The sequence below is a fragment of the Streptomyces sp. NPDC088246 genome, from assembly GCF_044741025.1.
Taxonomy (GTDB): domain Bacteria; phylum Actinomycetota; class Actinomycetes; order Streptomycetales; family Streptomycetaceae; genus Streptomyces.
The window spans coordinates 222,645-234,849 of record NZ_JBIURV010000008.1 but is presented as its reverse complement, the minus strand read 5'-3'; the positions used below and the strand labels follow the sequence as shown (position 1 = coordinate 234,849).

Here is a 12,205-nt window from a genome sequence, read left to right as displayed (position 1 = left end):
TCTGGACCAAGGTCTCGGGTTGCCGGCCGGTTCCGCGGGGGCGCTTCACACACCGATCAACGGGGCACGCGGATCGCTGTGCAGCGGGGCGGCGAGCTCGGCGAGTGCCCGCTCCAGACCGTGCAGGTGGGCGAGCGCGGGCTCTGCGACGGTCTGGTGCGGCGGGATGCCCGGCATGTCCGCCCGCTGCTGCAGATCCGGGGCCGTCAGCGCCTCCACGGAGGCTTCGACGCGCCAGCAGGCGGCAGCGAGGCGGGCGTCGTGGGACGCTTCCGGGTCCGCGGCGACGCAGGCCAGTCCGCGCACCTCGCGTGCGCATGTGTCCAGCAGAGCGAGCACCTGTCCTGCGCGGGCCTTTCGGGCGCGCAGTGGGCTCAGCGGATGCACCAGCGGGGCCAGGGACAGCCGCACCCGCCCGAGGAGCGCCTCCAGCTCGGCGATCCGGGGCGCCGGGTCGGCGGTCGTCGAGCCGGAGAGTCGCGCCGCGGCTTCCGCGGTGCAGGCGTGCACGCAACGCAGGGCCCGCTGGATCCATGCGTCGGTCGTGGCGTGTGTGGTGACCGGCAGCACGAGGAGCACCGCGAGCATCGCACCGAGCGCTCCGGCACCGGTCTCGGTGAGCCGCAGCATGAGCAGGGCCGGGTCCAGCACGCCGAGGAGTCCGTAGAGCGCCCCCGCCATCACTGTCACGGAGAACACCATCCAGGTGTACGAGACCGCAGCGGAGTAGAAGATCCCGAAGACGCCGATCGCGACGACGACCGCGCTGGGCACGGCGGCACCGTGCAGCGGGACGACGACGGCCAGGCCGATGGGGATGCCGATCAGTGTTCCCAGGACCCTGCGGAAGCCCCGTACCAGCGTCTCGCCGCGCGAGGCGGTGTTCACGAAGACCCACCATGTGGCGCCCACGGCCCAGTACCAGCGCTGCTCGGAGAGGAGCAGCCCCGCCGTGAGCGCGAGGGCTCCGCCGACGGTCGCCTGAATCGCCTGGCGCGTGGTCGCGCGGGCCAGCCCCTTGCCGGTCGCCGGGGTGGGTACGGCGGCGGCGGGCAGCCGTCGCTCGTAGCACCACAGTCCGAAGCGGACGGTCGACGAGGCGAGCAGGGAGAGGGCGACCGCGGAGAACAGCTCGGGCAACTGCCCGGGCAGGGTGTGGAGGAACTGCGTGGTGAAGAAGGCCATGAAGGCGAACACGCCCAGTGAGTGGCCGCGCGGCCCCCATCGTCGGGCGTACACGCCCAGGCCCATGACCGCGAGAAAGGCCGCGTCCCGTGCCAACGGATGATCGTGAAGCCCTGCGGCGAGGGCGAGCACGGGGAAACCGACGGCAGGCAGCAGCGCGGTGGTGATCGCCTGATCGCGCACCGTGGCGTCCAGCACCGTGAACAGGGCCAGCAGAGCGGCAAGCCCGCCGGTGACGGCCGCGACGAGCGAGTGACCGGCCAGACCGCACACCACGACGGCCAGCCCGATGCCGAGGACGGCCCGGAGACCGCTGCGCAGCCGCAGTCGGCCCGGGTCCGGGGAAACGAACATCCTCTTCAGCACGGCATGCTCCCGCTTCGGCACACCGGCCCTGCACACCGGCATGAAAAAGGCGCCGCGGGGATCCGCAGCGCCATCGACGGGTACATCACAACATCTTTGCGGCCCATGGCTCAAACGAGAGGGAAACCATTGGGCCATTGGCCCAGCCAATGACCGCCGATGTACACCAGGGGTAGGCCAACGGACCGAAATTAGGCCAACGGACCGAAATGGGGCCGAACGGCGTCTGCGGCACCCCGGTACCCGTGTGGCCGTCGCGTGGACGAATGTCTCATGCCGCCCCAACGTGGGCGGGAAGTCAGCGGTGATGGGCAGGGGGCTGAGTGGGCAGCGTCGCAGTCACTTCGTAGCCGCCGTCAGGGGTGGCTCCGGTGGCGAGTTCGCCTCCCAGCATCGTGGTGCGCTCGCGCATGCCGAGCAGACCGTGGCCCGCGCCCACCGAGGGCGGGGCGGACCGTTCCGGCGGGGTGTTGGTGACCCGGACCGTGACGGCCGACGGGTGGTGGCCGATCTCCACCCGCACCTTCGCGCCCGGTGCGTAACGCATCGCGTTGCTGAGCGCCTCCTGCACGATGCGGAACGCCGACAGCTCGACGCCCGGCGACAGCGGTCGCGGCTCCCCGGTGGTCTCGGCGGTGGCCGAGAGCCCGGCGCCGCGCGCGTTGTCGATCAGATCGTCCAGCCGGTCGAGGGTGGGCTGCGGGGCGTGCCTCGCCGCCTGCGGCAGGGGGTCCTCGGAGCGCAGTACGCCGAGTACCCTGCGCAGTTCGGTGAGCGCGCCGACCGCATTCTCGCGGATGCCCGCGAGGTTCTCCCTGAGCTCGTCGGACGGGTTCTCGACCAGGTGCGGGGCGACCTGCGCCTGGATGGAGATGACCGACATGTGGTGGGCGACCACGTCGTGCAGCTCACGGGCGATCCGGTTGCGCTCCTCCAGAAGAGTGCGCCGGGAGCGCTCCTCGGCGGTGAGTTCCTCCTGTGCGACCAGCTGGGTACGCGCCGCCCCGATGCCACGCAGTGCGGCGCCGACCACCACGGCGACGACGAGAACCGCGACGGCGATGCCGACGCCGCCCTGACGCCAGGGGTTGATCGTGCCGCAGACGAGTCCGGCCACGAGACTGATCGTCAGCGCCTGGGCGGCGGTCCGGGGCCGGACCCGCAGCGCGAGCAGGAACAGCATGGCGGCCTGCAGCCCGATCATGGTTCCGTTCCAGGGGAACGTCGCGCCGAAAGGGCCGGCGTTCGCGGCGAACGGCGTGAGCACGACCATGACGAGCACCGTCACCCACCAGGCCAGGACGGGGTGGAACAGTGCGGCGACCAGCGCGGCCGACTGGATACCGGCGAACAGAATGCCGAGCTGTATGCCCATCCCGTACCCGAAGGCGTACTGGTTCGTGTTGAAGACGAGAATGCCCACCGCGAACATCGCCAACGGCACCACGAGAGCCGGCCGCCACTCCAGCCAGCGCGGCCGCCGCCCATACGGGGTCGGGTCGGCCACCGACGTCACCAGATCTTCGCGCAGGGTACGAGGCAACGCCCGCAGGACCTCCGCCGACCGCCTTACCAAGTCCCCCTGCTTCACAGAACTCACCTTAAGCGCGCCGCGTCTGCGCCGACCGGGCAGGACGCCCCTTGCGGACGACCATGCTCTTCTTTCGCGGCCGCCCCTGCTCGTAACCACGGAACGCCACCCAGCAGATCAGCAGCGCCACGGCGAACACGGGCAGCCAGGACAGCCGGGCGAGAACCCAGCCGGGGTCATCGGGGACGGTGTGCAGGCCCGGCAGGGTCCCGCCCGCCAACAGGCCGGTCGCGGTGACCGCGATCATCGCGGTCTGGTGCCACAGGAAAATCGTCATCGCGGAGAGGTTCACCATCGCCACCACCGCCCAGACGGCCGGGCGTTGCAGCACCCGGCGCAGCGGGCCGAGCAGCAGCAGTGCCGCTCCGCACTGCGCGAGGCCGAAGGTGACCACGGCGAGGGTCGGCGGGTCGAGGTTGGAGATCGCCAGGCCGGGCACCCCGACCATGGCTGCCGGGTAGCCGGCCCGGAGGACGAGTCCGGCGGTGGCGGCGGCTCCGCCGAGCAGCAGCGTCCAGCCGGTCCTGCGACTGTGCAGGTCACCCCGGGCCCAGGCCGCGCCCAGGCAGTACGGAACCAGCCAGCCGGCAATCACGTTGACCGAGGTGAACCCGCCGGGCGCGTCCAGGCCGAACCGGTAGAGGTCGGTGATCAGCACAACGGCGAACGGCCACAGTGGATGCAGCTTCGCCACCAGCGGGGTCGCCGCCGTCAGCGCCGCGAAGACCACCAGGAACCAGAGCGGGGACCACACGAGCTTGCACAGCGCGCGCACGGTGTCCTGGTCCGCGCCGGAGGCGAGCATCGCGCACGCCGCCACGGTCCATACGACCAGCACGACGACCACCGGCCGCAGCAGCCGGGTCATCCGCGTACGGAGCCACCGGCCGTAGTTCTCGCCACGGGCACGGGCGGAGGCGTAACTCTTCGCGCCGACCTGTCCGCCGACCAGGAAGAAGACGGCAAGGGTCTGGAACCCCCAGGAGACCGGGGTGAATCGGGGCATGTACTGGAGCGGGCTGGAGCCGTGCATGGTGCCGCTGTCCACGACCAGTGCGGTCACCAGCCAGTGGCCGAGAACCACGCCGAGGATGGCGATGGCGCGCAGGGCGTCGATCGCGCGGTCACGCTCGACAGGCGTGGCGGAGTCCATCCGCCGGACGAAGTCACGCATGACGCTCTCCCGAGGGCTCTGCGGACTTGGCCGTTCCGGCCACGATCCGGGCGATGTTCTTCAGCGGTAGGGAACCGGGCTTCAGGTAGTCGCTGTGGCTGCCGTCGCCCGCCCCGAAGATCTCGGCGCCGAACTCGGGCGAGACCGGGTCCGTTGCGAACCCGATGTCCGCAAAAGGCGGTTGACGCTTCATGTGCGGCACATCGGCTATCCAGTCGTCGCTGCCGCGGCCCGCCCGGACGGTGGCCGGGGTGTGCAGGTCGGCGGCGTTTCCGTAGCCGGTGCCGGGGCTCTCGCACAGGACGATGTCCGCGACCCGCAGTCCGTGCGCGGCGCGGGCGCAGACGACGGAGCCGTAGGAGTGACAGACGAGGAAGGTCCGGACCGCAGGATTCAGCCTTCTCGACTCCCCTATGAAGTCGCGCGGATGGGACGACATGGCAGGTTGTTCCTTCCGTACCGGACGGCTGCACTGCATCGGGTACAGAAGCTATGGAGGGGGCCTTGTAATCCGCGTCCCACCGGGGTGTGAACCTTTTTTGTAGCTCTATAGGACTACGGGTATGAGATGCGAGTGAGGGTGCCCCGGATCACTCCGGCGGGGCCGCTGCCGGGCCATTGGTACAGTCGCAGCCCGGATCGGCCTACCAGGAAGAGACCAACGGACCATGGCGGTGGACGCCCTCGACACCCGCATCCTGCGACTGCTCATCGAGCAGCCGCGTACCAGCGTCCGCGAGTACGCACGCATCCTCTCCGTCGCCCGGGGCACCCTCCAGGCCCGTATCGACCGGCTGGAGCGGGACGGTGTGATCACCGGTACCGGCCCGGTCCTGTCCCCCGCCGCGCTGGGTCACCCGGTGCTGGCCTTCGTTCATCTGGAAGTCACCCAGGGGCATCTGGACGAGGTCGGCCAGGCGCTCGCCTCGGTGCCGGAGATCGTCGAGGCCTTCTCGACCACGGGCGGCGGCGATCTGCTGGCCCGGGTGGTGGCCCGCGACAACGGGCATCTGGAGGATGTGATCCAGCGGCTGATCCAACTGCCCGGTGTGGTCAGGACGCGTACCGAGGTGGCGCTGCGCGAGCGGGTGCCGCACCGGCTGCTGCCGCTGGTCGAATCGGTGGGCCGCACGGCAGCCGGCAGCCCGAAGTGATCACCGTCTTGGCATGCTGGATGGCATGAACTCCCGGCGCATCCCCGTCCCCACCGTCGTCTTCGATCTCGACGCCACACTGGTGGACAGCGAGCCGAACTATTACGAGGCGGCGCGCCGCCTTCTGGAACGGTACGGCGCGCCCGGCTTCACCTGGGAGCACCACACCCGCTTCATCGGGATCGGTGTCCGCGAGACGCTCGCGGCCCTGCGCGCCGAGTACGGGATCGCGGCGCCCGTCGATGAACTGGTGGCAGGTCAGGACTCCCTGTACCTGGAGCTGGCGCGATCGTCGACCGAGGTCTTTCCCGAGATGCGGAAGTTCGTGGGGCGGCTGTACCAGGAGGGCGTCGGGATGGCGGTGGCGTCGGGTTCGTCCCGGGCGGCGATCGAGGCCGTGCTCGCGGGCACGGGACTCGGCGCGTATCTGAGCACGTATGTCTCGGCCGACGAGGTGGCGCACGGCAAGCCGGAACCGGATGTGTTCCTGGAGACCGCCCGCCGCCTCGGCGCGGCGCACGCCGACTGTGTCGTCGTGGAGGACGCGGCGCCCGGCGCGGCCGCAGCGCATGCGGCGGGCATGCGCTGCATCGCGATTCCCTATGTGGCCGCGACGGCCTCCGATCCGGCGTTCACGGCGGCCGGTCTGCTCTTCGCGCGGGGGCAGAGCGAGTTCACTGCGCAGGCCGCGTACGACTGGCTGTTCCCGGGGGCAGGACCCCGGCCCGCGCCCGTTCGGCCAGTTCCGTCTTCCTGATCTTTCCGGTGGCGGTCATCGGGAAGGCTTCGACCAGTTCGATGCCGGGGACCTTGTACGGGGGCCATCGCCTCCACCGCCCATTAGTGCAGGGAAGCGGCGGTCAGCGTCTGCGGACACCGTCTCGGCTGCTCGGCGTGCCGTCGAGGTCCGGCGGCCCGATATCCTGATCATGCCGCGCGCCCCACCCCGCCCCGATCCCGGTCGGGTCGCCGCCGTGGCATTCGAAGCGGCCCACAATTCGAGATTGGTGCACAGGTGCTGGTAGCTGGTCGGTACCGCTTGTTGTCTCCCATAGGCCGCGGCGGCATGGGTGAGGTGTGGCGTGCCGCCGACGAAGTGCTCGGCAGGGCGGTGGCCGTGAAGCTACTGCTCGGCGACCGCGCGGACGAGTCGGCCACCGCCCGGTTCCGTCTGGAGGCACAGACCGCGGCCCGCCTGAGCCACCCTCATCTGGTGGCCGTGTTCGACTTCGGGGCCTGGGAGGACCGCTTCTTCCTCGTGATGGAACTCGTCGAGGGCAGAAGCCTGGGCGATCTGCTCGCGGCCGAGGAGAGGCTCGGCGCCGAGCAGGTCGCCCGGATCGCGGGCCAGGCGGCCGCGGGGCTCGCCGCTGCCCATCGGCAGGGCATCGTGCACCGTGACATCAAGCCCGGAAACCTGATGCTGGACGCGGAAGGGACCGTCAAGATCGGTGACTTCGGCATCGCCCAGTTCGTCGACGACCCTTCCGCCGCGCTGACCACCACGGGGCAGATCGTCGGCACCAGTCTCTATCTCGCCCCGGAGCGGGCCCTGGGCCGTACGGCCGGTGCGGCGTCCGACATGTACTCCCTCGGCTGTGTGATCTACCAACTCCTGCTGGGCGAGCCACCGTTCCGCTCCGACACTGCGACCGCCACGCTCTATCAGCATGTCGACACGGCCCCCGTGCCGCTCAGACAGCGGGGAGTCGACCTGTCTCCCGCCTTCGACTCCTATCTGCTGGGACTGCTCGCGAAGCAGCCCGAGGACCGGCCGAGCGCCCAGCAGGTCGCCGACTGGTTCCAGAACGATGCGTGGCGGGGACAGCCGGAGCCCATGCCCATGTACGCCCCCACGCCCCCTCAGGCAGCACCCAGTGCTCCTTACGCCCAGGCGCCTGCCCCCGCGTTCGGCACAGCCCCGGCCTCCGCCTCCGCTCAGGCGACATATCGCCTGCCGCAGGCCGGCGGCCACAGACGGCGTCCGTCGGACCGGTCCGTGCCGGTCCGGCGGCACACCAGCGCCCGCGAGGCGATCAGGCGTCGGCCCAGAGTGGCCAGCGCCATTGCCGGTACGGTCGCCTTCCTCGCGGCCGTGTACCTGGGGATGAGCCTGTTCTCACCGGATTCCGGCTCGGCCGACACCCCGGGCACCGGTCCCACCGCATCCACCGGACCCGATTCACCGGCCCCCGACCAGCCGGCACAGGACCAGCCGGCACAGGACCAGCCGGCACAGGACAGCGCGGACGACGGGGACGACGAGCAGGACTGAGCCGCTCTCCCCTGGCCGCCGCCCCGGCTCCATGACCGTACCGCCCCGGCCGCGGCACCACCCGTCAAGCAGCCGTCAGGACCGGAGGTTACGGCGTCAGCGGTTCATCAACGGACGCCGACGGGCCGGCCGGCTTCCATAACGTCACTGCCATGCGACGACGTGACATCCGAGCCGTGCCCGGCCCGCACACCGGCCGAGCACACCCTCCGCCCGATACGACCGCCCACGACCACGGCTGGACCGGGGACCTGCGGTTCGCGGTCCGCTGCGCCGTGACGCTCCTCGGGCTGCTCCTGGCCGTCGATGCGACGGCCGGTCACCTCACCTGGTTGCGCGCACTGCTGTGGACGGGCCTGGCCGCCCTGCTGCTCGTGATCCTGGTGCCGCCACGGGTCCGTGCGGGTGCCGGGTGGCTGTCCTGCCGCGGCCTGGTGCGCGAACGGATCGTGCGCACCGACCGGCTGGTGTCGGTTCGCTGGTCGGACGGAGTCTCCCAGCGTCTGGTGCTCCGTGACGCGGACGGCGGCCGGGTCGAGGTCGACCCCCAGGTGTTCCTCGCCAATCCGGCGCTGTGGCACCGGCTGGACGACGACGCCCGCGGCTGTGTGAAACGCGGGACGCTGCGGTGCGGAGTGACGGCGCTGCGTCAGCTGGCCGACCGTATCGACCGCCGGACCGCCCGTACGGTGTTCACGATCTCCGGCCTGGAGTAACCGCCCCGCACGCCCGTGTTGTTGTGCGATCCCACCATCGCGGCTTGACCAGACTTGCCAAGTCACTCGGCAGCCCTCGCAGTTCATTGACGAGGCCATGACGACATGTGAGTGTTCGGTCGCTCGATCAGGGACGACGGCGACACGGGCGACGGGGCCGGCCTTCGACGGCCGCAGCAAGTGCGTCATCGTACGCCGCTGCCCTTGATCGAGACCCCCCCGACTCAAGGAGCCTCGATGAACCGCAGACCGATGACGGCCGGGACAACCCTGGCCGTCCTCGCCGGAATGCTGGTCGTCACCAGCGGCCAGCCAGCATCTGCCGAACCGTCTCCGCCCGCCCCGACCGCGCTCTCGGCCGCGGTGTCGGCAGCCGACCGGGCCGCCGTCAGTGGTCTCGACACCCTGGCGAAGGGGCCCGACGAGCAGTACGAGCGGCAGAGCGTGACGCCTTGGGTCAAGGGTATGTACTCCATCGCCTACCAGCGCACCTACCGCGGTCTGCCGGTCGTCGGCGGGGACGCCGTCGTGGTGGCCGACTCCGAGGGCCGAGTTCGCGCCACGCAGTCGGCGGTGTCCCGGCGGATCAACGTGCCGACCACACCGACCGTTTCCGCCAAGGCGGCCGAAACCCTCTCCCGCAAAAGACTCACCACCGTGACACGGGTGGACTCGCACCGCCTGGTCGTGCGCGCCACGGGCGGGACCTCCCGGCTGGCCTGGGAGACGGTGCTCACCGGGCGCGGCGCCAAGTCCCCCAGCCATGTACATGTCTTCGTCGACGCGGGCACCGGCAAGGTGCTCGACAGCTACGACGACGTCAGGGCGGGCACCGGCAACAGCCAGTGGAACGGTCCGTCGCCGCTGTCCATCGACACCACCGCGTCGGGCGGGAGCTACTCGCTGCGCGACCCGAACCGGCCCGGCCTGAGCTGCGCCGACTACAGCACGGGCAGTGTCTTCAGCAAGTCGAGCGACTCCTGGGGCACCGGCAGCGCCTCCAGCAAGGAGACCGGTTGCGTCGACGTCATGTGGGCGGCGCAGCACGAGTGGAACATGCTGCGGGACTGGCTGGGCCGCAACGGGCACGACGGCAACGGCCGCAGTTGGCCGGTCAAGGTCGGACTGAACGACGTCAACGCCTACTGGGACGGCTCCTCGGTCTCCATCGGCCACAACAACGCCAACCAGTGGATCGGCGCGATGGACGTGGTGGGCCATGAGTTCGGCCACGGCATCGACCAGTACACGCCCGGCGGCGCCAACAACGAGTCCGGTCTCGGCGAGGCCACCGGCGACATCATGGGCGCCCTGACCGAGGCGTACACCAATGAGCCCGCCCCGTACGACGACCCGGACTACACCGTCGGCGAGAAGGTCAACCTGGTCGGCAACGGGCCGATCCGGATCATGTACAACCCGTCGCAGATCGGCGACCCGAACTGCTACAGCTCCTCCATACCCAACACCGAGGAGCACGCGGCGGCCGGTCCGCTGAACCACTGGTTCTATCTGCTGGCCGAGGGATCGAACCCGGGCGGCGGCAAGCCGTCCAGCCCGACGTGCAACAGCTCCTCGGTCACCGGTGTCGGCATCCAGAGCGCCGGCAAGGTCTTCTACGGCGGCATGCTGCTCAAGACGAGCGGCATGACCTACAAGCGCTACCGCACGACCACCCTCACCGCCGCCAGGAACCTCGACTCCAGTTGTGTGCTCTTCGACCGGACCAAGGCGGCGTGGGACGCCATCAGCGTGCCCGCCCAGAGCGGCGACCCGACCTGTGCCCCCAGCGGCAACGACGACTTCACCATGTCTCTGGACCCGGCGTCCGGCTCGGTGAGGCCGGGCAGTTCGGTGACGGCCACGGTGCGGACATCGGTCAGCTCCGGGAGTGCGCAGACGGTGAACCTGACGGCGAGCGGCCTGCCGAGCGGTGTCACCGCGTCGTTCAGCCCGTCGTCGGTGCAGTCCGGAGCGTCCTCGACGATGACCGTGTCCGCGTCGTCGAACGCCGCGCCCGGCGCGTACACCTTCACGGTGAAGGGTGACGGCACCCAGAGCCACACCGCGCAGTACACGCTGACCGTCGACAACGGCGGCAATCCGGGCGGCGGCGCGCCCGACATCAGTGTCGCCAATGTGCAGTCCCATCTGGCGCAGCTGAACACCATCGCCTCGCAGAACGGCGGCAACCGCCGGGCCGGCAGCGCCGGTTACACGGCCTCGGTCGCCTATGTGAAGGGCAAGCTGCAGGCGGCCGGTTACACGGTCAGCGAGCAGACCTGCACCAGCTGCACGTACCGCGGCAACAACCTGATCGCCGACTGGCCGGGCGGCCCGTCCGACCAGACCGTCATGTTCGGCGCCCACCTGGACGGCGTCGCGGCCGGCCCCGGGATAAATGACAACGGCTCGGGTTCCGCCATCCTGCTGGAGAACGCGCTCGCCCTGGCGCAGCAGAACCCGACGATGACCAAGCATGTCCGCTTCGCCTGGTGGAACGGCGAGGAACAGGGCCTGCAGGGTTCCGGATACTACGTCGGTCAGCTCACCGCCGCCCAGCGCAGCGCCATCAAGGCGTACTACAACTTCGACATGGTCGCCTCGACCAACGCGGGCTACTTCATCAACAACGTGAACTCGGCCGCCTCGGCCCCGATGAAGGAGTACTGGGATTCGCTGAACCTCGCTCCGGAGGAGAACGTCGAGGGCCAGGGACGCTCCGACGACTACTCCTTCCAGCAGGGCGGCATTCCCACCTCCGGTTACGCCACGGGCGCGAGCGACACCAAGTCCTCGGCGCAGGCCGCCAAGTGGGGCGGTACGGCGGGCAGGTCCTACGACTCCTGCTACCACCAGTCCTGCGACACCACGAGCAACATCAACGCGACCGCGCTCGACCGCAGCGCCGACGGTGTCGCCCATACGGTGTGGAAGACGTCCGTCGGCACCACCGCGCCGGCCGATGACTTCTCCGTCGCGGTGCAGCCGGTCTCCGGCAACGTCCAGCCGGGCGGCTCGGTCAGCGCGAGTGTGTCGACGGCGACCACCAGTGGCTCCGCGCAGACCGTGAAGCTGACGGCCTCCGGGGCGCCGAGCGGTGTCACGGTCGTGTTCGACCCGGCCTCCGTACAGTCGGGTTCGTCGTCGGCCATGACCGTCTCCGCCGGGGCCCAGGCCGCGCCGGGTACGTACACCATCACGGTGACCGGGACCGGTTCGGCCACGCACGCCAGCACGTACTCGCTCGTCGTCGGTGGCGGCGGCAGCTGCCAGGCACGACAGGTCGTCGCCAACGGCGGCTTCGAGGAGGGCGTCGCGCCGTGGACCCAGACCGACGGCGTGATCAGCAACCGGACGTCGGAGAAGCCCGCGCACAGCGGCGCGTACATGGCCTGGCTCGGCGGCTGGGGATCCACTCACACCGACACCGCCTCGCAGTCACTGACCATTCCCCCGGGCTGCTCGGCGTACAAGCTTTCGTTCCACCTGCGCACCGACACGGACGAGTCGGCGGGCGACCCGACCGCGTACGACACATTCACCGTGAAGCTGGGCGCCAAGACGCTTGCGACGTACTCCAACACGGACGCCGCGGGCTCCTACGTCCAGAAGACTTTCGACGTCGGCGCCTTCGCCGGTCAGACGGTCACGCTCGGGTTCACCAGCAGTGAGGACGCCTACCTGCAGACCAGCTTCGTCGTGGACGACGTGACGCTGAACGCGAGCTGATTGATCATCAGA

Annotated in this window: 9 protein-coding genes; 5 read left to right on the top strand and 4 right to left on the bottom strand. The window is 70.2% G+C overall.

The genetic code is table 11. The features are described 5' to 3' along the window. Positions 1-45: 45 nt before the first annotated feature. From ACIPEK_RS14390 to ACIPEK_RS14375, 4 genes are all read right to left on the bottom strand, one after another. Complete coding sequence (locus ACIPEK_RS14390) at positions 46-1,551, bottom strand: FUSC family protein (protein ID WP_401995158.1); 1,506 nt, start codon at positions 1,549-1,551, stop codon at positions 46-48. Positions 1,552-1,849: 298 nt separating this feature from the next. Further along, positions 1,850-3,142, bottom strand: a complete 1,293-nt coding sequence (locus ACIPEK_RS14385) for a sensor histidine kinase (RefSeq protein ID WP_401995155.1) — start codon at positions 3,140-3,142, stop codon at positions 1,850-1,852. A gap of 10 nt (positions 3,143-3,152) precedes the next feature. After that, positions 3,153-4,316, bottom strand: a complete 1,164-nt coding sequence (locus ACIPEK_RS14380) for an acyltransferase (RefSeq protein WP_401995152.1) — start codon at positions 4,314-4,316, stop codon at positions 3,153-3,155. Next, on the bottom strand, positions 4,309-4,755 hold the full coding sequence (locus ACIPEK_RS14375) for an alpha/beta hydrolase (RefSeq protein WP_401995149.1): 447 nt from the start codon (positions 4,753-4,755) through the stop codon (positions 4,309-4,311). Before ACIPEK_RS14375 ends, ACIPEK_RS14380 begins: the two co-directional genes overlap by 8 nt. A gap of 229 nt (positions 4,756-4,984) precedes the next feature. Here ACIPEK_RS14375 and ACIPEK_RS14370 point away from each other — a divergent pair, with 229 nt between their 5' ends. From ACIPEK_RS14370 to ACIPEK_RS14350, 5 genes are all read left to right on the top strand, one after another. Continuing rightward, positions 4,985-5,470, top strand: coding sequence for an Lrp/AsnC family transcriptional regulator (locus ACIPEK_RS14370; protein ID WP_401995146.1), 486 nt, complete (start codon positions 4,985-4,987; stop codon positions 5,468-5,470). A 13-nt stretch (positions 5,471-5,483) separates the two neighbouring features. Next, the gene (locus ACIPEK_RS14365) at positions 5,484-6,227 is read left to right on the top strand and encodes an HAD family hydrolase (protein ID WP_401995143.1); all 744 of its coding nucleotides are present in this window, start codon (positions 5,484-5,486) and stop codon (positions 6,225-6,227) included. A gap of 309 nt (positions 6,228-6,536) precedes the next feature. Further along, the gene (locus ACIPEK_RS14360) at positions 6,537-7,745 is read left to right on the top strand and encodes a serine/threonine-protein kinase (RefSeq protein ID WP_401995140.1); all 1,209 of its coding nucleotides are present in this window, start codon (positions 6,537-6,539) and stop codon (positions 7,743-7,745) included. A gap of 152 nt (positions 7,746-7,897) precedes the next feature. Continuing rightward, positions 7,898-8,461, top strand: coding sequence for a hypothetical protein (locus ACIPEK_RS14355; protein ID WP_401995137.1), 564 nt, complete (start codon positions 7,898-7,900; stop codon positions 8,459-8,461). A gap of 252 nt (positions 8,462-8,713) precedes the next feature. Then, positions 8,714-12,193: a M28 family peptidase gene (locus ACIPEK_RS14350; RefSeq protein ID WP_401995251.1), complete on the top strand. Its 3,480-nt coding sequence runs from the start codon at positions 8,714-8,716 to the stop codon at positions 12,191-12,193. Positions 12,194-12,205 lie beyond the last annotated feature (12 nt).